The sequence below is a fragment of the Alloalcanivorax sp. C16-2 genome (assembly GCF_046507615.1).
In the GTDB taxonomy this organism is placed as follows: Bacteria; Pseudomonadota; Gammaproteobacteria; order Pseudomonadales; family Alcanivoracaceae; genus Alloalcanivorax; species Alloalcanivorax marinus_A.
Genome location: NZ_JBKFTL010000001.1, coordinates 1,498,158 through 1,520,662, shown reverse-complemented (window position 1 = coordinate 1,520,662; position 22,505 = coordinate 1,498,158). Strand labels below are relative to the sequence as shown.

The window sequence follows — 22,505 nt, the reverse complement described above, 5'->3', positions numbered from 1 at the left end:
GCGCTCAGCGCTCCGGGATGCGCAACGCCGAGGCCGGCAGCTTGCCCGGCTGGAAGGTGTTGACCGGCAGGTCGGCGCGATAGCCCAGGGACAGCCCGCACAGCAACTGGTAGCGCGCCGGAATCCGGAAATGCTTTTCCAACGGCGAGCGCCACAGCCCGAGGGCTCCCTGGGCGCAGCTGCCGAGCCCCTGATCGGTGGCGGCCAGCATCAGGGTCTGCAGGAAAATGCCGGAATCCAGCACGCTGTAGACGTCCAGGCCCTTGTGGGCGAACACGAACAGGGCCACCGGCGCGTCGAAGAAACGGAAGTTGGCGGCCATTTGCTCCCGGCGGGCGGCCTTGTCGGCGCGGCCGATGCCGAGTTGCTCGTACAGGGCCCGGCCGGTCGCCACCCGGCGCGGCTGCAGGTCGTCCGGGTAGTTGACCACCGGCCGGAAGTCGCCGTCCGGCAACCCCGGGTCCCGGCGCAGGGCCGCCAGCGCCTTCTTCCAGGCCGGCGCCTTTTGCAGCCGGCTGAGCCGTTCAAAACGACGGCTCAGTTCGCCGCGCAAGTCGTCCAGCACCGCGCCGCTGGCCACCGCCACCTGGTAAGGCTGGGTATTGGACCAGCTCGGCGACGCCCGCACGGCGCGGTCCAGCAGGGCATCGAGCACGGTGTCCGGCACCGGCTGCTGGGTAAAGGCCCGGGTACTACGCCGGGCATTGAGCACATCATTGAATTCCATCGGGAGTTCCTGAATGGGAAGGCGCACTGGCGACAGTTTGGCAAAACGGTACACTAGCGCGCCATGACGAAGCCGCTCGACCAGATGGCGAGATCCGCCAATTTCTCCCGTTGCCGCCGCTACCGCTACGCCCTGTGGCGTCGCTGGCGCGACGGCGACGACTATCTGCTGCTGGTGGGCCTGAACCCGTCCACCGCGGACCACCGCAAGGACGATCCCACCATTCGCCGTTGTATCGGCTTCGCCCGGGACTGGGGTTACTCCGGTTTGTGCGTGGCCAACTTGTTCGCCTACCGGGCCACCTACCCCCGCGACCTGTTCGCCGCCGATGACCCGATCGGCCCGCGCAACGACTGGTGGCTGCGGCGGCTGGCCGCGGACGCCGCCCTGGTGGTGGCCGGCTGGGGCAACCATGGCACCCAGGGCGACCGGGCGGCGCGGGTGCGCGCCTGGCTGCCGGCGTTGCATTGCCTGCGCCTGAACGGCTCCGGCGAGCCCGCCCACCCGCTCTATCTGCCCAAGACCCTGACGCCCTTCCCGATGCCCGCCAGCGAACCGGCCTGAAAGCCCCCTTGGCATCTCCTTCACCTCCAACTGGCTAGCCTTGGCCCGGGTTGTAAGGAGAGAAAAGCCGGTGCCTAACCGCTTTGCGAGACGTAACAGGCTGGCCGCCCGTGTCATGGGCATCGCCGGTCTGGTTCCATTCTATTTCTGCGCGCTACTGGCCTGGGTGGAAACCACCCGGGTCTGGGCCCTGGACGCGGTCACCGGCTACGCGGCGGTGATTCTGGCGTTCCTGGGCGCGGTCCATTGGGGCCGGGCGCTGGCCGAGCTGGATCGCCGCAATCACATCGGCACCTTGATCTTTGGTGTATTGCCGGCGCTGCTCGGCTGGCTGGCGCTGTTACCACCGGTGGAGTTTTCCCTGCCGATGCTGATCGCCGGCCTGGTGTTCGTGTGGGGCAGTGAGCAGATGGTGTTTTTCGATGTACTGCCAGCCTGGTACCGAACCCTGCGGCACTGTCTCACGGCGGGTTCGGTGCTCGCCCTGGTGATCGCCTGGGCGGCGGCCATGATGGCCATGTTCTGAAACCCACGCCTGGGCTAGACTCGGGCGCATACCGTACTGGAGGGACCCATGGCCGGAATCCGCCGATCGCCACTGCTTGCCATTTGTCTACTGTTCACGCCCGTGCTGGGCGGCTGCGACGACACGCCCGACACCGCGCCGCCGGCCTCGCCGGTGACCTTCAACCAGGACGTGCGGCCGATTCTGGAGAACAAGTGCATCGCCTGCCATGGCTGTTATGACGCCCCCTGCCAATTGAAACTGGAAACCGTGGCCGGGCTGGATCGTGGCGCTTCCAAGGAGCCGGTCTACAAGCAGCGCACCAAGGCCGCCGACCCCACCCGACTGTTCGTCGATGCCCGGGACACCGCCGAATGGCGCGACAAGGGGTTCTTCTCGGTGATCGACAGCACCGAGGGGATGGAAGCCTCGGTGCTGTATCGCATGCTGGCCCTGGGCCGCGCCCATGAGTTCGCTCCCGGCGAGAAGCTGCCCGAGGAGATCCAGCTGGGCCTGAAACGGGAAAATCAGTGCCCCACCCCGACCAGCATGGACGACTACGCCAAGGACCACCCGCTGGGCGGCATGCCGCTGGGCACGCCGGCGCTCACCGACGAGGAATTCGCCACCGTGCGCGCCTGGCTGGAGGCCGGCGCGCCGCCGGGGGATGACCGCGTCACCCTGTCCGAGGCGGAAACCAGCCAGATTCGTGCCTGGGAGAACTGGCTTAACCGGGATGGCCGCCGCCAGCAACTGGTGGCCCGTTGGGTCTACGAGCACCTGTTCCTGGCGCACCTGTATTTCGACGACGGCGGCGGCCAACGGCCCGATCACTTCTTCACCCTGGAGCGCTCACGCACCCCGCCGGGCAAACCGGTGGTGCCGGTCGCCACGCCGCGTCCCAACGATCCACCCGGCGGTGAGTTCTGGTACCGGCTGCGACCGGTGCGCGGCGCCATCGTGCACAAGACGCACATCACCTACGCACTTACCGAGGCCAAGCGCCGGCGCATGGAAAAGCTGTTCTTCGCCGAGCCCTGGACCGTGAGCCGGCTGCCCGGCTATGGCGAGGACGAACGGGCCAACCCCTTCACCACCTTCGGCGCCCTGCCCGTCCGGGCCCGCTACCAGATCATGCTCGACGACGCCGAATACTTCGTGCGCACTTTCATTCGCGGCCCGGTATGCCGGGGGCAAATCGCCACCGACGTGATCCGCGACCGCTTCTGGGCAGTGTTCCAGGACCCGGATCATGATCTCTACATCACCGACGCCGACTACCGGGCCAAGGTCTCGGACCTGATCGGCCTGCCCGGCCAGGAAGGCAATCTGCTTGATCTGGGCCCGGAATGGCTCCGTTACACCCACCGCCGCAACCAGTACCTGCGCGCCCGCCACGACATCTACGCCGAGCAGGAAAGCGCTGGCCCGGGCTGGGATTCGATCTGGAACGGCGACGGAAACAACGACAATGCCTTGCTGACCATCTTCCGCCACCATGACAACTCCTCCGTGCGGCGCGGGCTGATCGGCGACTACCCGCTCACCACCTGGGTGATGGACTATCCGCTGTTCGAGCGCTCCTACTACAACCTGGTGGTTAATTTCGACGTGTTCGGTTCGGTCTCCCACCAGGCCCAGACCCGGCTCTACTTCGATCTGATCCGCAACGGCGCCGAGCAGAACACCCTGCGCTTCCTGCCCGCCGAGGCGCGCAAACCGGTGCTCGACAGCTGGTACCAGAAGACCGGGCGGCTCAAGCTGCTGATCAGCTACGCCGAAGCGGACACCGACACGCCCACCGGCATCGATTACCAGACCGCCACGCCCATGAACGAATTCAACGCCGGCCTGCTGGGGCGGTTCGCCGGCGTCAACGCGCGACCGGACCCGATCAACCGTTGCGGCGATGGTGACTGCGCCCGGGCCGATGCCAGCGACCTGGAACGCCGGGTGGAAACCACCCTGGCGCCGATCGCGTCGCGGACCGCCGCCGACCTGCCGGTGGTGGACTGGATGCCGGAAGCCAGCCTGCTGCTGGTGGAGGGCGACGGGGAATACACGGTCTATTCGCTGCTACGCAACCGGGCCCACTCCAACGTGGCCTTCATGTTCGGCGAGTCGCTGCGCTACCAGCCGGAGAAGGACACCCTGACGCTTTACCCGGGCGTGCTGCTCAGCTATCCGAACTTCCTGTTCCGGGTCGCCGCCGATGACCTGCCGGCCTTCGCCGACGCCCTCACCGGCGCCCGCGACGAGGCGGATTTCACCGCCCTGGTGGAACGCTTCGGCCTGCGCCGCACCGAAACCGACTTCTGGCAATACATCCACGCGCCGCGGCGCTACATGGAACGCCACGAGCCGGTCCAGGCGGGCATCCTGGACATCAACCGCTACGGGAATTTCTAGGCGGGTGCTGCCGATAAAAAAAAGCCCCGCAAGAATGCGGGGCTTAACACTACCGTCATAGCATGCCTGCCGTGGCAGGCTCCCGAGCCTGATGACGATATTCTTTCCGACCGGCGGCGCCTTGCCCCCGGCCCTGAACCAGCGCGGGTTCATGTTCCAGAATACGCGACAGGATGGCAGCACCGGCCCCGGACTGGTATTGTCGCCCATGACTTATTCATGGTGATTCACGACAAACCGGCCGCCCGGCCCTCCAATAAGAGAAGATATGTACCAAGTCAGCGTGCTTGCCTATGACGGCGTATTCGCCTCGGCCCTCACCGGGGTGATGGATCTGCTCAACCTGACCGGTGTCACCTGGAACCGTATTCACGGCCAGCCCCTGAATCGCCAGTTCAAGGTGCAGGTAGTCTCCCGTGGCGGCCAGCCGGTGCGCTGCACCGCCGGCATGCGCATCGCCGTGGACAATGCCCTGGAGCGCGTCGATCAGTGCGATCTGGTGGTGGTGCCGACCATCGGCAACGAGATCACCCAGGTACTGCGCCAGGAGCAGGACACCCTGGAATGGCTGCGCTTCCTGCACGCCGGCGGCGCCGACATGGCCAGCAACTGCACCGGCGCCTTCCTGCTCGCCGAGGCCGGCCTGCTGGACGGTCGCCGCGCCACCACTCACTGGGGTTACAGCCCCCTGTTCCGGGAACGCTACCCTAGGGTCAAACTGGACGAGCGGGAGCTGATCACCCGGGACGGCAACATCTTCTGCGCCGGTGGCGGTACCGCCTGGCGGGACCTGACCATCCTTCTGGTGGAGCGCTACTGCGGCGCCGATCTCGCCCGGGAGCTGGCCAAGGCGTTCGTGATCGACGTGCGCAACGACCCGCAAAGCGTCTACGCCGGCCTGCCCGCCAAGACCTACCATCGCGACGAGCAGGTACAGCAGGTCCAGGCCTGGCTGCATGAACACTTCGCCGAGGGCACCACCCTGGCGGACCTGGCCGAGCGGGTGCATTTGAGCCCCCGGCAACTGCAACGGCGTTTCACCAACGCGCTGGCCGAGCCGCCACTGCAGTACCTGCAGCGCGTGCGCATCGAAGCGGCGCGCAAGATGCTGGAGCGCGGCGCCACCAACCTGGGTCATCTGGCCGAGCAGGTCGGGTACCAGGATGTGAGCAGTTTTTCGCGGCTGTTCAAGCGCCACACAGGTCTGTCGCCGAGCCACTACCGCCAACGCTTCGCCCGGGTCGGCTCGCTGCGCGACTGAGCCGGTGCTAGGCTAGTTCGCCATGGACGATTTCTATAAAAGCCTCGACGGAGCCCTGGCTGAACTGGTGGGGTTTCTCTGGGGCCCGCCTCTGGTGGCGCTGTTGATGGGCGGCGGCCTGTTCTTCCTGCTCTATTCCCGTTTGTTGCCCTATCGGCACCTGTTCTCCGGGGTGCGATTGCTGTTCACCCCGCCGGACCGCGATGACGAAGGCACCCTGTCGCATTTTCAGGCGCTGAGCACCGCGCTGTCCGGCACCCTGGGCATGGGTAACGTGGCCGGGGTGGCCGTGGCCATCGCCGTGGGCGGGCCGGGCGCCATTTTCTGGATGTGGATGAGCGCGCTGGTGGGCATCGCCACCAAGTTCTACACCTGCACCCTGGCGGTCATGTACCGGGGACGCGACAGCGAAGGCGCCCTGCAGGGCGGGCCCATGTACATCATCCGCGAGGGCCTGGGGCGACACTGGCGACCGCTGGCCTATTTCTTCGCCCTGGCCGGGATGCTCGGCACCATGCCGATTTTCCAGATCAATCAGCTCACCGAGGTGGTGCGCGAAGCGATCGCCATCCCCGCCGGCTGGACCGCCGAGAACGACCACTTCACCTTCGACCTGGTATTCGGCGTGATCCTGGCCGGCCTGGTTCTGGCGGTGGTGTCCGGCAAGCTGCCCCGCGTGGGCAAGGTCACCGGAGTGCTGGTGCCGGCCATGATCGTCGGCTACCTGCTGCTTACCGCCATCGTGCTGGCCACCCATGCCGACCAGGTCGGGCCGGCCCTGGCGCTGATCGTGCACGACGCTTTCAGCGGCGAATCCGCCGCCGGCGGCGTACTCGGCGCGGTGATCATCACCGGCGTGCGCCGCGCCGCCTTTTCCAACGAGGCCGGCATCGGTACCGAAGCCATGGCCCACGGCGCGGCGCGCACCGCCGAACCGGTGCGCGAGGGGCTGGTGGCCATGCTCGGGCCGATCATCGATACCCTGATCGTATGCACCTGTACCGCCCTGGTGATCCTGATCAGCGGCGTCTGGCGCAGCGGCGACGACAATGGCGTGAGCCTCACGGTGGCCGCCTTCGACAGCCTGTTCCTGGATTACAGCGGCGTGCTCCTGGCGGTGCTGGTGGGGGTTCTGAGTTTGAGCACCGTGGTCACATTCTGGTATTACGGCGCCAAGTGCCTGGGTTTTCTGATTGGCGCGCGCTACCAACATCACTATGTTTGGTTTTATCTTTGTCTGGTGGTGATCGGTTCGGTGGCGTCGCTGAACCTGATCATCCGGATCGTGGACAGCATGTATGCCCTGATGGCGCTGCCCACCATGATCGCCTCGCTACGCCTGGCGCCCCGGGTCAACCGGGCCGCGCGGGCGTATTTCGCCGGCGACCGGCGTGAGTGAAATTGACAGCGCCTTGACGCCCGCGCAAGGAAGATAACGATAACGAGAAAGGAGGGTGAACCGTGGAGAATCTGTCCATATTGCTGGTGGAAGACCACCGACAACTGGCACAAACCGTGGTGGAATTCCTGGAGCAGGAAGGTGCTCTGGTGGATTACGCCAGTGACACGACCCTGGCCCGTACCCTGGTGCAGGAACATCACTATGACCTCCTGCTGCTGGACGTGATGCTGCCCGGCGAGGATGGCTACACCTTCTGCCAGGCGCTGCGCAAGGACATGGCCAAGTCCATGCCGGTGATCTTCATGACCGCTCGCGACCAGCTCGACGACAAACTCGAGGGCTTCGCCCGCGGCGGCGACGATTACATCGTCAAACCCTTCGCGTTGCCGGAGCTGGTGGCCCGGGTTCGCGCCCTGGTCCGCCGTGAGCGCCGTGAGGTGGCCGCCAATTTGCTCACCGTGGCCGACCTGCAGCTCGATCCGGCCCGCCAGGAAGTGCGTCGCGATGGCCAATTGCTCAAGCTTTCTCCCACCGCGTTTCGAATTTTACGAATTTTGATGCGCGAATCTCCCAAGGTAGTGAGCCGTGAGCAACTCGAGCACGAACTGTGGGGCGACCTGGTTCCAGACTCCGACGCACTGCGCAGCCACTTGTATAACCTGCGCAAAGCCGTCGACAAACCCTTCGACACCTCACTGCTGGAAACGCAACCCGGCGTTGGTTTCAGCATTCGGGAGCCGCGGGACTGAGATCGCGCCCCCTTGCGGAGCCGCGCCGGCGAGCACAGAATGGCGCGATCAAAAAAAGCGGGCGACACGATAACGATATGCACCGGGGGAACAGTCACTCTTTCAAGAACTTCGTCGACACGCAGCTTCGCGATTTGCAAGCGCGGTTCGGCATGGCCATGTGGTTACTGACGCGCTATCGCGACGATGAATGGCTGTTGCTGAACACCCTCGGCGAAGGCTTCGACCTGGAGCGCGGCGATTTGCTGCGCTGGCGCGACACCATCTGCTATCGCCGGGTGCTCAAGGAAGGCCCGTTGATTTGCACCGACGTCGCCCGGGAACCGCTGTACCGGGAGGCGCCGGTCAGTGCCCGGCTCGGCATCGGCGCTTATTTAGGGCTGCCGCTGGTCGATCATACCGGTCGCCTGTTCGGCACTCTGTGCGCCCTTGACCCCCATCCCCAGCCGGATCTGGACCGGCCCGGCAACCGTGACGCCCTGCTGCGCCAGGCCCATCTTATGGAAACCGCCCTGGTGTGGAATCTGGCTGGCCTGGACCAGCAACGCATCGCCGAGTTTTTCGAAGAGGAAAGCCGCGACCCGGACACCGACCTGCTCGACATTACCGGCTGGACCCGCATCCTCGACCAGGAGCGCGCCCGCTGCCGGGATTACGGCCTGAGCGCGGTAATCCTGCGCGTGCACGGTGACAATCTCAATCCGGATGATCGCGCCGAAGTCGCCGATTCACTGGCGGCGCTGATCCGCCACCAGGACATGGCCGCCTACCTGGGCCATGATCAGTTCGCGGTGCTGCTTACCGAGAACACCCCCTGCCGCGCCGAACAGGTGCGTGAGCGGCTGCTCGACGCGCTCAATGCCAAGGGCCTGCTGATGCGCTGCGAGTACGAACCGTTGCGCATCATCCCCGGCCTGGTGCAGCCGGAGGTGCTGCTCGACGGCGCCGTGCACTAACGAAAACGAACCCGCACGTCGGTGCCCTTGCCGGGCTGACTGGCCACATCCAGGCTCCATTCGAAGCGTTCGCACAGACGCTGCACGATGGCCAGCCCCAGGCCATGGCCGCCCTCGCCACTGTCACCGCGCTCGAACGGCTTGAGAAAACGAGCCAGTGCCTCCGCGTCCATGCCGGAGCCGCTGTCCACCACATGCACCGCGCCCGGCGCCACCACGATGGTCACCTCCCCCGAGCCACTGTAATTGATGGCGTTGCGGACCAGGTTGGTGAGCACGATATTGAGCACCGTCTCCGAGGCTTCCAGGGTCAGCAGCGCGGTCTGGCGCACCTGCAGGCGGATTTGCTTGCGCTCCGCCAGGGGCTGCAGTCGATCCAGCAGGTTCACCGCCACGTCGTTGACCACCAGTTCCTCCTCCACCACCGGCTGCTGTTCAGTGCGCGCCAGCAGCAGCAGGGTTTCCACCAGGGATTCCATGTCGTCCACGGTGTCGGCCATGCGCCCGATCATCGGCCGGTCGCCGACCTGCATGGCGAGCAGTTCAAGGTTGGCGCGGAACACCGCCAGCGGCGTGCGCAGTTCGTGGCTGGCATCGCGGGTGAACTGGCGCTCCCGGTCCACGAAACGCAGCAACCGGTCAGCGTAGGCATCCAGGGAGGCGAGCAGCACTTCCGCTTCGCTGCCCGGCTCCGCCTCCACCCGCTCGAGATCGGGGCGCGCCTGTTCCGGATCGTTGAAGTCGGTGTGGCGCAGGGTTTCCGCCAGTTGCACCAGCGGCGATACCAGGGCCCGGGATTTACGCCAGCCCAGAAAGGCGGTCAGGTAGATGACCAGCAGCACCACGGTGAGTGGCAGCACGCCGAACAGAAAGGCCAGCACCGAGACGCGTTTTTCATCGAAGATCAGATAAAGGCGGGCATCGCCCCGGTGTTCGATGTAAACGATCGGGGTTTCACCGTCGAGCGGCACCCTTTGGTAGCCGTCGGGCAGTTCCGCCAGGGCATCGGGGACCGGATCGCGGGTATCGTCGTCCACCAGCAGGCCGAGCAGGTGGCGGGTATTGGGGCGTGGGAAGTCATCGTCCTGATCGTGGAGCGCCCAGTAATGCTCCGCTTCCTTGATCAGCGCCTGCTTGACCAGCACGTTCTCGATGATCTGCGCCGTGGCCCAGACCCCGAACACGGTGGCCAGGCTGATGAACAGAATCTGGATCAGGAAAACCCTGGTGAGGCGGTGCTGAACCCCCTTGCGCGTCATGCCATCCCCGTCAGGCGTCAATCGCGGCGGAACCGGTAGTGGCCCACGAACCATTCGTCACCATCACCATAGTTGAACAGTTCCGCGCAGGCCATGAAAAACATGCGCCAACGCTGCAGCCAAACGGCGCCCTCGCCCTCCCCGTAGCCTTCCTCAAGCAGGCGGATCAGCGGACCGCGGTGATCGTCCGCCCGGCTCAGCCAGGCTTCCAGCGTTTGCCCGTAATGACGGCCATTCACCGCCCAGCGTTGTTCCTCGACCAGCCCGCCGGCGCAACGCGGCAACCAGTCGAAGGCAGGCATCACGCCACCGGTGAAGAAATAACGGCCCATCCAGTTGCTGGCCCCCTGGGTCTCGAACAGATAGGTCATGGCGCGATGCACGAAGATGTGCACGAACAGTTTGCCGCCCGGGTTCAGCCAGTCGTGGATACGGCGCATCAACTCCCGATGGTTGCGCATGTGTTCAAACATCTCCACGGACACCACCCGGTCGTAGCGCTGCTCCGGCTGGAATACGGTGACATCGGCGGTGATCACGCGCAGATTATCGAGCCCTCTTTCGGCGGCGCGCTCGGTGATCCAGGCCTTCTGCGACGACGAATTACTGACCGCCGTGACACGGCTGCCCGGATAATGGGCCGCCATCCACAGGCTCAGCGAGCCCCAGCCACAGCCCAGCTCGAGAATTTCCTGGCCATCCGCCAGCTCCGCGCGCTCGCAGGTCAGCGCCAGCATCGCTTCCTCGGCGCCGGCCAGGTCGGTGACGCCATCACCCCAGTAACCGCTGGAGTATTTCAAATGCGGGCCCAGCACCTGATCGTAGAAACGGGCATCCACTTCGTAATGCTGTTCGTTGGCCTGATCCTGGGCAATCGCCACCGGCCCCCGGGACAGTTCCTGGAACAGTCTTTCCTGCTCGTCACGCCGGTCGCTTTCGCGGGAAAGACGACGCTTGAGCAAATGACGAATACCGCCGCGAACCAATCGATCCGGCACCAGGCCGGATTCCGCCATGCGAATAATCATGAGCCGGATCTCCAGGGAATAAAGGGACTGGTGGTGCGCTGATAGTCCCGGTAATCGTCACCACGGGATTTCAGCGCCTGTTTTTCGGTGTAGGGAATACCGGTGACGAACCACAGGAACAGGAACATGGCCACCGGCAGCAGCCACAGCCAGGCGCCGTGGGGCGCGGCCACCGCCGCGATCAACGGATAGCTGAACCAGTGCAGCCACTCGAAGAAATAGTTGGGGTGGCGGGAATAGCGCCAGAACCCTTCCCGGCAGGTCTTGCCGTGACTATCCGGGCGCGCCTTGAAGCGGGCCAGTTGCCGGTCGGCCAGAGCCTCGCCGACGATCGCCACGGCCCCCACCGCCAGGCCCAGATTGACGAACAGGGGAATGAAATCCGGCTGGTGAGCAATCACCCAGAACGGCAGGGAAAACGCCCACGCCAGCCCGGCCTGGCCCCAGAACACCAACAGGAAGACCGGCTGGGTGGCCCCCCCCAGGCGCTCGCGCATGGCCGCGTAGCGGCCATCCTCGCTGCCTTCGCCGATCACCCGGGTAAGAATGTGGCCGCCCAGGCGCAGCGACCAGGCCGCCAGCAACCCGCCGGCCACCCAGCGCGGCCAGGCTTCCCCATCGCCCACCAGCAGGTAGCCAAGACCGACCATGCCGGTACCGAAGCTCCAGGCCACGTCCACATAGCCGGCGTTGGCGGTCAGCCGCTGCACCATCCAGGCCAGGGTAAACAGCATCAGCAACAGCGCCAGGCTGAACCACAACATCTCAGGCATAATTCGTTCGCTCCTCTTCCCCACGGCGCGCCCACCAGGCCAGGGCCGGCACCACCAATGCCCACGCCACGCCATACACCAGCGCCAGCGCCCACCAACCGTGGGGCGTATCGGCGGCCCCCAGACGGATGCCCACCGTCACCGAGAATACGCCGCCCAAAGCGCCGAACACAGCGGCCAGCGCCAACCGCCGGCGCAGCCAGCCCAGGCAGTAGTTGAAGCTCACCGCGAACCCCAGCCATAGCGCCCAGATCCAGGCCGGCGCCACCCAGGCGACGGACCAGTCCGCGTAGCGGATCAACCCGGGGGCCAGCCACAGTGGCTCGCACACCAGGCAGGCCAGTGCGCCGACGGCAAGCAGCGGCAGATCCCGGCGCCAGGCCCGGTTAAGCGCCCATACACCACCCTGCATGGCCAGCAGTACCAGCAACGCGGCGGCCCCCCAGCCGTGGGCGGCGCCGTACACCGCCACGAACCAGAGCAATTGAAAACCGATGAAATTGACCGCCAGGGCGGGGAATGATCCGTTCATGCGGCGAGCTTGGCCCGGCTCCCGTCAATGGGCTGTGAACCGGCTTCACAGTGGGTTCACCGCCGGGCGCGGACAGTAGCCATCATGAAACCCACATCCCTGCTCACACTCATCATCGTGCTGTTCGCCGTCACCGGCTGCGCCAGCCAGGCCGCCGACAACGAAGGCTACTCCCGGCTCTACGAGCAGGGGTTGCGCGAACGCCAGGGCGTCGCCCCGGTTTCCGAGGCCGCGGTGCGCCGTTTCGTGGCGCTTTATTCGCCCATCGACGCCGATTACATCGAAACCCACCTGGACCAGGTTTACGCTCCGGACCTGTATTTCAACGATACCCTGGCCACCATTTACGATCGCGCGGCGCTCAAGGAGCACATGCTGAAAACCGCCAAGCGGCTGGACTACATGAGCCTGGACGTGCAGCAGCAATGGCGCGACGGCCAGGACGTCTTTCTGCGTTGGATCATGGAGACCCACTTCACCATCATGGGTAGCCAGCGGCAGTCCCGCACCATCGGGATCTCGCAACTGCGTTTCGACGATCAAGGCCGGGTGATCTTCCACCAGGATTTCTGGGACAGCAGCCAGGGCCTGGATCAGCACCTGCCAATTCTGGGAACGGTGACGCGATGGTTAAGAGAACACCCCTGATCGCCCTGTTGCTGATCACCGCCGGCGCCAGCGCCACCGACTTCGAGGGGCTGCGCCAGTGTTCCAGCGCCAAGGTGAAAGCCCTCAAGGTATTCCATGTCGGCCAGGCGGCACTGTACCGCCAGGACTGCGGCGCCGATGACAAGCTGGCGCCACCGCTGCGGCTGGCGTTTGGCTACAACCGGGAGGTGCCCGGTGATGCCTTCGCCAAGGCGGCGCGCAAGATGATCGAGCGGAACCTGACCGAGGCCCGCTTTCAGAGCCTGTCGCGGCGCATCGATGCCTTCAATCGCCACTACCGCACCACCTCCGATGGTGATCGTTACACCCTGGATTACGATTCCGATCAATCCCTGGTGCTACGCCTCAACGGCGAGGAGCTGGCGCGGGAGCGCGGCCGCGATTTCGCCGACGCCTATCTTTCCATCTGGTTCGGCGAAAACCCCTATTCCGACAATCTCAAGGCCGAACTGCTCTCCGGCGGCTCTTGAACCGCCCTTGCGCCCCCACCGACGACACCGGATACTTTCACCCAAACAACGGCATTATCTTCTCAGTTTGGGGGTTCCACATGGGCAGTGCGCCGCAAGGTCGCTTCAGCCAGGCCGCGCCGGTTCACAACAGCGACCGGCTCTTCGCCCTGCGCGTGACCGTCCTCTATTCCCTGGGCGGGCTGTTGCTGTCGCTGCTGATCACCGCCGTGGGCGTGCTGTTGACCGGCCAGCGTGACTGGCTGGCCGCCATCACCCTGGCGTTGCTGATTCCCCTGCTGCTGCTGCCACCAGTCTGTTATCCGGTGCTGGCCAGGCTGTCGGCTCTGAACCGGGACAACAAACTGCTGCGTCAGCAAGCCCGGGAAGACCACCTCACCGGCCTGTTCAACCGGCCCCATCTGCTCAGCATGCTGGAACGGGAGCTGTCACTGAGCCTGCGCCACGACTACACGGTATCCATCCTGCTGATCGATATCGTCGATTTCAGCGACATCGCCGACCGCCATGGTCGCCACCTGGGTGATTCCCTGCTGCGCGTGTTTTCCGAGCGGATTCGCGAGAAAATCCGCGACAGCGATCTGTTCGGGCGTATCGATGGCGCCCAGTTTCTGCTGGTTCTGCCTCATACCGACTACGAGGACGCCCTGCACATGGCCCAGGGGCTGCGCGCCCTGACCGCCGCCATCCAGGTCCAGAATGGCGAGGAACGGGTCGGATGCGACATCCGCATCGGCGCCGCCTGCACGGAAAACAGCGGTCGCCAGCTCAACGCCCTGCTGAACGAAGCCGACTACATGCTTTACCAGAGCCGTAATGAACATCGGCCTCATGAAACCGCCTGATGCCTTTTTTTAGTCATCCTTTTTTCTCACTAAAATAATTATTTTTTACAAAAGATTTTTTTTCATTCCGCTTTGTTCCCATTCTTTGTAAATTTTTTTATTAAGCTTTCATGGAAGCATTTACAGTAGCGCCGCCCGAGGCAAAACTGCGGGCACTGTTTTTCTGCCTACAAGACAACAAGGAAGGAGTTATGGACGCTAAACGTTTTCTCGCCTCCAGCATCGCTTGCGCGTCGTTGGGTCTGGCCTCCGCCGCCGTCGCCAATGACATCCCGGATCGCTATTTCTACCTGGGTGGCCACATCGGCCAGCAATGGCTGGATATCGGCGATCACTACGACGACGATGGCTACATCAGCGATTCATTCTACGAGCAGGATACCGTGACCCTTCCCGGGGCTCAGATCGGTTACCGCTTCAACAAGGACTGGTCCATCCAGGCCACCTACCAGCGCAACAACATGGCCACCAGCAATGGCAAGGTGTACCTGCGCGAGAACTTCGCCAGCCTGCGCCGCCACTTCGGTGACGACGATGCCGCCTTCGAGACCTACCTGGGTATCGGCGGTGGTGAGACCCGCACCGAGTTCAACAGCGAAAGCAGCGACGACTTCAAGGAAGCCACCGGTGGCTTCGAAGCCGGCATGCAAACCGCGCTGGCCAGCAACTTCCTGCTGGACGTGGGCGTGCGGCCGACCTACAGCTTCCGCACCGAGCGCTGGGACGGTGAAGTCTACGCCGGCCTGAACCTGCTGGTGGGCGCGTCCCACGACGAAGAGCCGGAACCGGTGACCGAAGCCGCCACCGACAGCGACGGCGATGGCGTTCCGGACAGCAATGACCGCTGCCCGAACACCCCGGCCGGCGCCCAGGTGGACGCTACCGGCTGTGAGCTGGACGACGATGGCGACGGCGTGGTCAACAGCAAGGACCAGTGCCCGGACACTCCGGCGCGCGCCAAGGTGGATGAGAAAGGCTGTCAGGAATACTTGACCAAGGACGTCAAGGAAACCCTGTACGTTCAGTTCGGCCTGGACAAAGCCGAGGTTCGCGAAACCTCCTACCCGGAACTGGAGAACCTGTCCGAGCGCATGTACCAGTACCCCTCCGCCAACCTGGTACTGGAAGGCCACACTGACAGCACCGGCTCCGCCGCGTACAACAAGCAGCTTTCCGAGAAGCGTGCCGGCGCGGTCAAAAACGTGCTGGTGGACCAGTTCGGCATTGATGGCGAGCGCATCTCCACCGTGGGTTACGGTGAAGAGCGTCCGATCGCGGACAACGGCACCCGTGACGGTCGTGCCCAAAACCGCCGCGTGGAAGCCATCATGAAGGCAACCACCGAGGAAGCGCAGTACGAGGACTGATTCCCTCGCCAACGCGCGACACTAAAAAGGGCCGGCTTTCGCCGGCCCTTTTTTTATGCGCGGATAAGAAGAACCGTGTACGGATGGCACCGTAGGAGCGACTTCAGTGGCGATACCCGGCGCCGATGATCGCCGTGGAAGCGAAATAACGCCCTCCGGGAGCCTACTACCCCGTCCCCACCCTGAACAGCGCCCCAGCGCCGCCGCGCTGGCTGCGTCGCCCACGGCACCAGGCAAGGAAGTCAATGGTCCTGACCGTCACTGACCGATAATCCGGTGATCGCTTTCCAAACAGGACCCCGACCCATGGCGAAAGACGCGATCGGCTTCGCCCTGAGCGCCCTCAACCGACTCGCCGGCTCCGAACTCCTGGACCGGCTGGGCATGCGGCAAGGCGCCGAACGGCTGGCCTACCGGCTCACCAAGAGCGGTTTCCAGGTGATCACCACCACCGCCCGCGCCTTCAAGAGCAAGGGCAACCCGGACAAACCCCAGCGGTTGCACGCTCCAGGAGAAACCACCGACCTGTTCGATCTGGGCATCACCGAAGAACAGCAAATGATCCGCGACAGCGTGCGCGCCTTCGCCGATGACGTGCTGCGCGAAGGCGCCGAGGAAGCGGACGCGGCCCAACGCACCGGCGATGAGGTTCAAGCCCAGGCCCGGGAACTGGGGCTCAACTTCTTCGCCGTGCCGGAAGCGCTGGGCGGCGCCGCCGCCGAACGTTCCACCGTGACCAGCATGCTGGTGGCCGAGGAGCTGGCCCGCGGCGACATGGGCCAGGCAGTGGCGATCCTGGCGCCGATGGGCGTGGCCAACGCCCTGACCCGCTGGGGCTCGGCCCTGCAGCAGGACAAATACCTGACGCCGTTCGCCGGCGAGGAGCCGCCGCTGGCCAGCATCGCGCTGTGCGAGCCGCGTCCCCTGTTCGACCCCAAACAACCGCGCACCAGCGCCACCCGCGACGGCGATTTCTGGGTGCTCAACGGCGAAAAATCCCTGGTGCCCCTGGCGGCCGAGGCGGAACTGTTCCTGGTGGCGGCGGCCACCGATGACGGCCCGGCGGTGTTCATCGTCGAGGGCGGCAGCGAGGGCCTCACCGCCGGCGAGGACCCGTCCATGGGCATCCGTGCCAGCGCCCAGCGGCCTCTGTACCTGAAGAATGTGCGGGTGCCGGCGGACAACCGCCTGGGCAGCGACGACTTCGACTACCAGGCGTTCGTGGATCTGGGCACCCTGGCCTGGTGCGCGTTGGCCGTGGGCACCGCCCAGGCGGTGCTCGATTACGTGATTCCCTATGTCAACGAGCGCCAGGCATTCGGCGAGCCAATCAGCCATCGCCAGGCGGTGGCGTTCATGGTGGCGGACATCGCCATCGAGCTGGAGGCCATGCGCATGCTCACCTACCGGGCCGCGTGTCGGGCCGAACAGGGCAAGACCTTCCAGCGTGAAACCCATCTGGCCCGAACCCTGGTGAAGGAAAAAGCCATGCAAATCGGCACCGACGGCGTCCAGTTGCTGGGCGGCCACGGCTTCACCCACGAATACCCGGTGGAACGCTGGTATCGGGATCTGCGCGCCATCGGCGTGGCCTTCGGCGGACTGCATCTGTAAGGGGAGCGCATCATGAACATCGAAATTCCCAGGAAATTCAAACCGGTGATCCACAACGCCCGCCAGGTGGCGCTGAACAGCTTCCGGCCGATCTCGCGCAAATACGACCGCGCCGAACACGAACGCCCCAAGGAGCTGGACATGGTCGCCTCGGTGCTGGACGGCTTCAACGAAGGCGACCCGGCCAACTCCGCCGGCGCCAGCCAGACCGGCAAGGGCAAAGTGAAGGACGATGGCTCCGTGAAAAACGGCGCCAACATGATGACCTGCCTGGGCGCCCTGGAATTCTGCTACGGCGACACCGGCTTTCTGCTCGGCATGCCGCGCCAGGGTCTGGGCAACGCGGCCATCGCCGCGGTGGCCACCGACGAGCAACTGGAGCGCTTCAAGGGCAAGTGGGCGGCGATGGCGATCACCGAGCCCGGCGCCGGCTCCGACTCGGCGGCGATCCGCACCACCGCCAGGGAAGACGGTGACCACTACGTGCTCAACGGCGAGAAGATCTACGTGACCTCCGGCGAACGCGCCGACTGCGTGGTGGTGTGGGCGACCCTGGACCCGAAACTGGGCCGGGCGGCGATCAAATCCTTTGTGGTGGAATGGGGCACGCCGGGCATGGAACTGGCGCGGCTGGAGAAGAAACTGGGCATCCGTGCCTCGGACACCGCCGCCATCAGCTTCAACGACTGTCGCGTGCCCAAGGAAAATCTGCTCGGCAACCCGGAGGTGGACACCCAGGGCTTCGGCGGCGTCATGGAGACCTTCGACAACACCCGGCCGCTGGTGGCCTGCTTCGCCCTCGGCGTAGCCAAGGCTTCCCTGGAGCGCACCCGGGAACTGCTCGCCGACGCCATCGATTACGACTACGGCAAACCGGTGGATACGGTGAGCGCCGCCGAAGCGGAGCTGTACCGCATGGAGGCGGAATGGGAAGCGGCGTACTGGCTGGCCATGAAGGCGGCCTGGATGGCGGACAACAAAAAGTCCAACTCCGTGGAGGCGTCGATTTCCAAGGCCAAGGCCGGACGGGTCGGCAACCACATCACCCTGCGTTGCGTGGAACTGGCCGGCTCGGTGGGCTACACCGAGGACGAGCTGCTGGAGAAATGGGCGCGGGATTCCAAGATTCTCGATATCTTCGAAGGCACCCAGCAGATTCAGAAGCTGATCATCGCCCGCCGCGTTCTCGGGCTCAGCTCCAGGGAACTGAAGTAGCGGCCTTCGGCCGCGATACAGGATTCAGGATAAAGGATACACCTGCATCCTGTAACGGGCGGCGCAGCCGCCCTACAGCCGCGCGGCCAGCTCCGAGCCCTGCTTGATGGCGCGCTTGGCGTCCAGCTCGGCGGCCAGTTCGGCGCCGCCGATCAGGTGGTAACGGGCATCCTCTTCCCGGTACAGCTCGCGCAGGGATTCCTGGCCGGCGCAGATCACCACGTGGTCCACTTCCAGCAAGCCCTGTTTCTCGTCCTGGGTGATGTGCAGGCCGTGGTCGTCGACCCGGTCGTACTGGCAGCCGGCCAGCATTTCCACGTTGCGCGCCTTGAGCGTGGCACGGTGCACCCAGCCGCTGGTCTTGCCCAGATCCTTGCCCGGCGTGCTGGTCTTGCGTTGCAGCAGATACAACCGGCGCACCGGCTTTTCCGGATGCCTCTCCACCAGCCCGCCACGGGTTTCCGCCTGGAAATCCACGCCCCATTCCGCCAGCCATTCCGGCAGCGGCTGGGCACCTTCCCTGGGCGGCTCGGCGAGGAATTCCGCCACGTCGAAACCAATACCGCCGGCGCCGATAATGGCCACCTTGTCGCCCACGGTGACCTTGCCGGTGAGCACATCCACGTAGGACACCACCTTGGGGTGATCAATCCCCTCGATGCCGGGCCGGCGTGGCAGCACGCCGGTGGCGATAACGATTTCCTCGAAGCCTTCCGCTTCCAGCTCGCCCTCTTCCACCCGGCGCCCCAACACCAGCTTCACGCCGGTGCGCTCGATGCGTTTGCCGAAGTAACGCAGGGTTTCGTGGAATTCTTCCTTGCCGGGGACCACCTTGGCCATGTTGAACTGGCCACCGATACGGTCGGCCTGGTCGAACAGGGTCACATCGTGGCCGCGCTCGGCGGCCACCGTGGCGCAGGCCAGCCCGGCGGGGCCGGCGCCCACCACCGCCACTTTCCTGGGATGGGCGGTGCGCAGATAGACCAGTTCGGTTTCGTGGCAGGCACGCGGGTTCACCAGACAGGAAGCGCGCTTGAGCTCGAAAGTATGATCCAGGCAGGCCTGGTTGCAGGCGATGCAGGTGTTGATCTCGTCCTCGCGGCCCTCGGCGGCCTTGTTGACGAAGTCCGGGTCCGCCAGCAACGGCCGCGCCATGGACACGGCGTCGGCCTGGTCCTCGGCGAGGATGCGCTCGGCCACTTCCGGGTCGTTGATGCGGTTGGACGCCACCACCGGAATCGACACCACCTCGCGCACCTGGCGGGTGGCCTCCACGAAGGCGGCGCGGGGCACCGAAGTGACGATGGTGGGCACCCGGGCCTCGTGCCAGCCGATGCCACTGTTGATCAGGCTGGCGCCGGCGCCCTCGATGGCGCGGGCCAGATCCAGCACTTCCTCCCGGGTGGAACCATCCGGCACCAGGTCGATCACCGACAGCCGGTACATGATGATGAAATCCTCGCCGCAGCGGCGCCGCGTCTCCTCGACGATCTCCACCGGGAAGCGACGCCGGTTCTCGGCGCTGCCGCCGTATTCATCGGTGCGGCGGTTGCTGCGCGGCGCGGTGAACTGATTGATCAGGTAGCCCTCGGAACCCATGATCTCGACGCCGTCGTAGCCGGCCTGTTTGGCCAATTCCGCGGTACGGGCGAAATCGCGCACCGTCTTCTTCACCTCGCGGGTGGTCATGGCCTTGGGCTTGAACGGGTTGATCGGGCTCTTGATCGCCGACGCGGAACGGGAGAACGGGTGGTAGCTGTAACGCCCGGCGTGGAGGATCTGCAGGGCGATCTTGCCGCCTTCCTTGTGCACCGCCTCGGTGATCTTGCGGTGGTTGCGGATATCCAGCTTGCGGTTGAAGGTACCCGCCAGCGGGTAGAACCAGCCGTGCCGGTTGGGGTTGATGCCGCCGGTCACCGACAGCGCCACGCCGCCCCGGGCCCGCTCGGCGAAATAGGCGGCCAGCTTGGGGTAGTGCCAGAAGCGGTCTTCCAGACCGGTGTGCATGGACCCCATGATCACCCGGTTCTTGAGCTGGGTATGCCCCAGATCCAGCGGGGACAGCAGGTGCGGGTAGGCGTTGGCCACCATGTCGTTCTCCTTCCCGAATACGGGTGTGGCTGGGCCGGCGGGCCGGCCTGGCTAATCTGGACGCCGTCAAGATACGGTGCTATTTTGACGCCGTCAAGATTGAAGCAAGGAACCCCATGCCCCGTCCCGACCGCTACCACCACGGCGACCTCCACGACACCCTGCTGCGCGAAGCCGGCGTCCTGCTCCGCGAGCAGGGCGTGGAAGGCCTGTCCCTGCGACGGTTGGCGGAACGGGCCGGGGTATCGCGCACCGCGCCCTACCACCACTTCGCGGACAAGAACGCCCTGCTCTGCGCCCTGGCGGAGCGCGGCTTTCAACGTCTGGAGGGGCTGATCGAGGAGCTTTCCCTCGACCCGGCGGACCCGGAACCGGGCCTGCGCCGCTTCGTGCGTGCCTACCTGCGCTTCGCCAGCGATGATCCGGAACGCTACGAGCTGATGTTCGGGCGCACCCTGTGGAAGGCGGGCCGGCCCGGCCCGGCACTGACCCGGGTGGCCCACGGCTGCTTCCGCCGCTATGTGGAAGCGGTGCGCCTGGACCGTCTGGCGGCGGCGCCCGGTGGCGCCGACCCGCTGCGCGTGGCCCAGGCCAGCTGGGCCACCCTGCATGGCCTGTGCCGCCTGCTGCTGGATGGCATCTACCTGCGCCGCGAGGATATGGAAGCGGTCAGCGATCAGGCGGTGGCATTGATGCTGGCCGGTTTGGGGCGCGCCTGACCTGGCAGCCCGGGATCACGGCTTCAGCCGCGCTCCCGGGGCAACCGCAAGCTCACCCGCAACCCGCCCAGGGGCGATTCGCCCAATTCCAGACTGCCGCCATAGGCTTCCACGGTGTCGTTGACGATGGCCAGGCCCAGGCCATGACCGGCCACCCGCTGGTCCAGGCGGCGGCCACGCTGCAGCACCTCTTCGTGGCGCCCGGCGGCGATGCCGGGGCCGTCGTCGTCCACCGTCACGCACAGATCCCCTCCGTCCCGCGCCAGGGTCAGGCGCACCTCACCGGCGGCCCATTTGCAGGCGTTGTCCAGCAGGTTGCCAAGCAGTTCCAGCATGTCATCACGCTCCACCGGCTGCGGCGGCAGGTCCTGGCCCTCGGCACTGAGCGTCAGGGGTCGGTGGTGGGCCCGGCGCAGGGTATCCAGCAAAACCGGCACATCCCGGGCCGGTTCGAAACGGGTGGCGGCGGTGGCGCCGGCGGCGACCCGGGCACGGCCCAGCGCCCGGCGCACCGTGTTCTCGATCTGGTCGAGCTGGCCGTCGAGCAGACGGTACAGCTCCGGGTCGTCCCGACGCAGCCGCTCGTCGCAGCGGTTACGCAGTACCGCCAGGGGCGTCTTCAAGGCATGGCCCAGGTCACCCAGAGCATGGCGGGAGCGCGCCAGTTGCTGCTCGGTGTGGCGCTGCAGCCGGTTGATCTCGGTAACCAGTGGGCGCAATTCCGCGGCCACGTTCTCATCCAGTTCCGAGCGCCGGCCTCCGCGCAACTGCTCGATCTGCCGGCGCGCGCCCTTAAGCGGTCTCAGGCCACGGCGAATCAGCCACTGCTGGGCCAGCGCCAGCCCCACCAGCAACACCACCCAGGCGGCCAGGGCGGCCCGTTTCAGTTCGCTGAACTTATCCAGTTGCGGCCCATAGTCCTGGGCCACCACCACGGTGAGAGGCCGGTCGTCGCGGCGGAATTCCGCCCGGTAACGGAGCAGACTCTGGCCGCCGGGGCCAGGGCGCAGTTCGGTGTCCATGCCGGTGTGTTCCGGCAGCGCCAGGCGCGCGTCCCACAGCGACCGGGAGCGCCAGCGCTGGTCGCCGATCAGCACCACGAAATAGCGGCCCGACAGGGGTTTGCGGTAGGCCGGGTCGAGCAGGTCCTCATCCAGCACCGGGCCGCCGGGGCCGGTGACAATGGCCGCCAGCACGCTGGCCGCTTCCTCGCGCAGCTGGCGACCGCTCAACTGGCGCTGCTCCCGGTCCAGCCACCACAGTGCCGCCTGCCCCACCAGCACGCCGGCCAGCAACAGGCTGACGAACAGGCTGATGCCCAGCCGGCGACCGATGGACGGGTGCGCCATG

The 22,505-nt window shown here is 65.6% G+C and carries 21 protein-coding genes; 14 read left to right on the top strand and 7 right to left on the bottom strand.

All coding sequences use genetic code 11. The features are described from left to right. Positions 1-4 precede the first annotated feature (4 nt). The gene (locus ACLD02_RS07130) at positions 5-727 is read right to left on the bottom strand and encodes a nitroreductase (protein ID WP_203104717.1); all 723 of its coding nucleotides are present in this window, start codon (positions 725-727) and stop codon (positions 5-7) included. Positions 728-790: 63 nt separating this feature from the next. On the opposite strand from ACLD02_RS07130, the gene ACLD02_RS07125 reads away from it, so the two are divergent. From ACLD02_RS07125 to ACLD02_RS07095, 7 genes are all read left to right on the top strand, one after another. Then, on the top strand, positions 791-1,291 hold the full coding sequence (locus tag ACLD02_RS07125; protein ID WP_203104718.1) for a DUF1643 domain-containing protein: 501 nt from the start codon (positions 791-793) through the stop codon (positions 1,289-1,291). A gap of 70 nt (positions 1,292-1,361) precedes the next feature. Then, positions 1,362-1,817 (top strand): DUF3429 domain-containing protein, encoded by a 456-nt coding sequence (locus tag ACLD02_RS07120; RefSeq protein ID WP_338015211.1) that lies wholly within the window; start codon positions 1,362-1,364, stop codon positions 1,815-1,817. 48 nt (positions 1,818-1,865) lie between these two features. Continuing rightward, positions 1,866-4,205, top strand: a complete 2,340-nt coding sequence (locus ACLD02_RS07115) for a fatty acid cis/trans isomerase (RefSeq protein ID WP_410298296.1) — start codon at positions 1,866-1,868, stop codon at positions 4,203-4,205. 268 nt (positions 4,206-4,473) lie between these two features. Continuing rightward, the gene (locus ACLD02_RS07110) at positions 4,474-5,466 is read left to right on the top strand and encodes a GlxA family transcriptional regulator (RefSeq protein ID WP_203104720.1); all 993 of its coding nucleotides are present in this window, start codon (positions 4,474-4,476) and stop codon (positions 5,464-5,466) included. Positions 5,467-5,488: 22 nt separating this feature from the next. Beyond that, entirely contained in the window at positions 5,489-6,865 is a 1,377-nt protein-coding gene (locus tag ACLD02_RS07105; protein WP_410298295.1) for an alanine/glycine:cation symporter family protein, read from the top strand. 71 nt (positions 6,866-6,936) lie between these two features. Further along, positions 6,937-7,617, top strand: coding sequence for a response regulator transcription factor (locus tag ACLD02_RS07100; RefSeq protein WP_203104985.1), 681 nt, complete (start codon positions 6,937-6,939; stop codon positions 7,615-7,617). 77 nt (positions 7,618-7,694) lie between these two features. Beyond that, positions 7,695-8,573: a GAF domain-containing protein gene (locus ACLD02_RS07095; protein WP_203104722.1), complete on the top strand. Its 879-nt coding sequence runs from the start codon at positions 7,695-7,697 to the stop codon at positions 8,571-8,573. Here ACLD02_RS07095 and ACLD02_RS07090 read toward each other — a convergent pair. From ACLD02_RS07090 to ACLD02_RS07075, 4 genes are read right to left on the bottom strand one after another with little or no spacing between them, the layout of a single operon-like run. Beyond that, positions 8,570-9,832 carry a sensor histidine kinase gene (locus ACLD02_RS07090; protein ID WP_410298294.1) on the bottom strand — a complete coding sequence of 421 codons (1,263 nt, stop codon included), beginning with the start codon at positions 9,830-9,832 and terminating at the stop codon, positions 8,570-8,572. The two genes, ACLD02_RS07095 and ACLD02_RS07090, sit on opposite strands and share 4 nt — an antisense overlap. A gap of 17 nt (positions 9,833-9,849) precedes the next feature. Beyond that, positions 9,850-10,860: an SAM-dependent methyltransferase gene (locus tag ACLD02_RS07085; protein WP_410298293.1), complete on the bottom strand. Its 1,011-nt coding sequence runs from the start codon at positions 10,858-10,860 to the stop codon at positions 9,850-9,852. Continuing rightward, positions 10,857-11,633 (bottom strand): DUF1295 domain-containing protein, encoded by a 777-nt coding sequence (locus ACLD02_RS07080; RefSeq protein WP_203104725.1) that lies wholly within the window; start codon positions 11,631-11,633, stop codon positions 10,857-10,859. The genes ACLD02_RS07085 and ACLD02_RS07080 overlap by 4 nt, the downstream gene beginning before the upstream one ends. Then, a complete protein-coding gene (locus ACLD02_RS07075) occupies positions 11,626-12,165 on the bottom strand; it encodes a DUF2878 domain-containing protein (protein ID WP_410298292.1) in 540 nt (179 codons plus the stop codon). Before ACLD02_RS07075 ends, ACLD02_RS07080 begins: the two co-directional genes overlap by 8 nt. Positions 12,166-12,249: 84 nt before the next feature. Here ACLD02_RS07075 and ACLD02_RS07070 point away from each other — a divergent pair, with 84 nt between their 5' ends. The 6 genes from ACLD02_RS07070 to ACLD02_RS07045 all read left to right on the top strand — a co-directional run bounded on the left by ACLD02_RS07070 (position 12,250) and on the right by ACLD02_RS07045 (position 18,345). Next, positions 12,250-12,813 (top strand): nuclear transport factor 2 family protein, encoded by a 564-nt coding sequence (locus ACLD02_RS07070; protein ID WP_203104727.1) that lies wholly within the window; start codon positions 12,250-12,252, stop codon positions 12,811-12,813. Then, the gene (locus ACLD02_RS07065; RefSeq protein ID WP_203104728.1) at positions 12,792-13,304 is read left to right on the top strand and encodes a chalcone isomerase family protein; all 513 of its coding nucleotides are present in this window, start codon (positions 12,792-12,794) and stop codon (positions 13,302-13,304) included. The genes ACLD02_RS07070 and ACLD02_RS07065 overlap by 22 nt, the downstream gene beginning before the upstream one ends. Positions 13,305-13,384: 80 nt before the next feature. Beyond that, entirely contained in the window at positions 13,385-14,149 is a 765-nt protein-coding gene (locus ACLD02_RS07060; RefSeq protein WP_203104729.1) for a GGDEF domain-containing protein, read from the top strand. 191 nt (positions 14,150-14,340) lie between these two features. Further along, positions 14,341-15,516 carry an OmpA family protein gene (locus ACLD02_RS07055; RefSeq protein WP_203104730.1) on the top strand — a complete coding sequence of 392 codons (1,176 nt, stop codon included), beginning with the start codon at positions 14,341-14,343 and terminating at the stop codon, positions 15,514-15,516. 306 nt (positions 15,517-15,822) lie between these two features. Further along, entirely contained in the window at positions 15,823-17,130 is a 1,308-nt protein-coding gene (locus ACLD02_RS07050; RefSeq protein WP_410298291.1) for an acyl-CoA dehydrogenase family protein, read from the top strand. Positions 17,131-17,142: 12 nt separating this feature from the next. Next, positions 17,143-18,345 carry an acyl-CoA dehydrogenase family protein gene (locus tag ACLD02_RS07045; protein ID WP_203104732.1) on the top strand — a complete coding sequence of 401 codons (1,203 nt, stop codon included), beginning with the start codon at positions 17,143-17,145 and terminating at the stop codon, positions 18,343-18,345. A 72-nt stretch (positions 18,346-18,417) separates the two neighbouring features. Here the strand turns inward: ACLD02_RS07045 and ACLD02_RS07040 are convergent, their stop codons facing one another. Continuing rightward, positions 18,418-20,436, bottom strand: a complete 2,019-nt coding sequence (locus ACLD02_RS07040; RefSeq protein ID WP_410298290.1) for an FAD-dependent oxidoreductase — start codon at positions 20,434-20,436, stop codon at positions 18,418-18,420. A 116-nt stretch (positions 20,437-20,552) separates the two neighbouring features. Here ACLD02_RS07040 and ACLD02_RS07035 point away from each other — a divergent pair, with 116 nt between their 5' ends. After that, positions 20,553-21,155, top strand: coding sequence for a TetR/AcrR family transcriptional regulator (locus ACLD02_RS07035; protein ID WP_203104734.1), 603 nt, complete (start codon positions 20,553-20,555; stop codon positions 21,153-21,155). A 23-nt stretch (positions 21,156-21,178) separates the two neighbouring features. On the opposite strand, the gene ACLD02_RS07030 is transcribed toward ACLD02_RS07035, so the two are convergent. Further along, positions 21,179-22,504, bottom strand: a complete 1,326-nt coding sequence (locus tag ACLD02_RS07030; protein WP_203104735.1) for an ATP-binding protein — start codon at positions 22,502-22,504, stop codon at positions 21,179-21,181. Between the last annotated feature and the right edge of the window lies 1 nt (position 22,505).

Coding starts and splice junctions, on each gene's coding strand:
- ACLD02_RS07110 (WP_203104720.1), top strand. CDS start 4,474: ATGTACCAAGTCAGCGTGCTTGCCTATGACGGCGTATTCGCCTCGGCC.
- ACLD02_RS07065 (WP_203104728.1), top strand. CDS start 12,792: ATGGTTAAGAGAACACCCCTGATCGCCCTGTTGCTGATCACCGCCGGC.
- ACLD02_RS07095 (WP_203104722.1), top strand. CDS start 7,695: ATGCACCGGGGGAACAGTCACTCTTTCAAGAACTTCGTCGACACGCAG.
- ACLD02_RS07055 (WP_203104730.1), top strand. CDS start 14,341: ATGGACGCTAAACGTTTTCTCGCCTCCAGCATCGCTTGCGCGTCGTTG.
- ACLD02_RS07085 (WP_410298293.1), bottom strand. CDS start 10,860: ATGATTATTCGCATGGCGGAATCCGGCCTGGTGCCGGATCGATTGGTT.
- ACLD02_RS07090 (WP_410298294.1), bottom strand. CDS start 9,832: ATGACGCGCAAGGGGGTTCAGCACCGCCTCACCAGGGTTTTCCTGATC.
- ACLD02_RS07105 (WP_410298295.1), top strand. CDS start 5,489: ATGGACGATTTCTATAAAAGCCTCGACGGAGCCCTGGCTGAACTGGTG.
- ACLD02_RS07045 (WP_203104732.1), top strand. CDS start 17,143: ATGAACATCGAAATTCCCAGGAAATTCAAACCGGTGATCCACAACGCC.
- ACLD02_RS07070 (WP_203104727.1), top strand. CDS start 12,250: ATGAAACCCACATCCCTGCTCACACTCATCATCGTGCTGTTCGCCGTC.
- ACLD02_RS07040 (WP_410298290.1), bottom strand. CDS start 20,436: ATGGTGGCCAACGCCTACCCGCACCTGCTGTCCCCGCTGGATCTGGGG.
- ACLD02_RS07080 (WP_203104725.1), bottom strand. CDS start 11,633: ATGCCTGAGATGTTGTGGTTCAGCCTGGCGCTGTTGCTGATGCTGTTT.
- ACLD02_RS07035 (WP_203104734.1), top strand. CDS start 20,553: ATGCCCCGTCCCGACCGCTACCACCACGGCGACCTCCACGACACCCTG.
- ACLD02_RS07115 (WP_410298296.1), top strand. CDS start 1,866: ATGGCCGGAATCCGCCGATCGCCACTGCTTGCCATTTGTCTACTGTTC.
- ACLD02_RS07125 (WP_203104718.1), top strand. CDS start 791: ATGACGAAGCCGCTCGACCAGATGGCGAGATCCGCCAATTTCTCCCGT.
- ACLD02_RS07030 (WP_203104735.1), bottom strand. CDS start 22,504: ATGGCGCACCCGTCCATCGGTCGCCGGCTGGGCATCAGCCTGTTCGTC.
- ACLD02_RS07060 (WP_203104729.1), top strand. CDS start 13,385: ATGGGCAGTGCGCCGCAAGGTCGCTTCAGCCAGGCCGCGCCGGTTCAC.
- ACLD02_RS07075 (WP_410298292.1), bottom strand. CDS start 12,165: ATGAACGGATCATTCCCCGCCCTGGCGGTCAATTTCATCGGTTTTCAA.
- ACLD02_RS07050 (WP_410298291.1), top strand. CDS start 15,823: ATGGCGAAAGACGCGATCGGCTTCGCCCTGAGCGCCCTCAACCGACTC.
- ACLD02_RS07130 (WP_203104717.1), bottom strand. CDS start 727: ATGGAATTCAATGATGTGCTCAATGCCCGGCGTAGTACCCGGGCCTTT.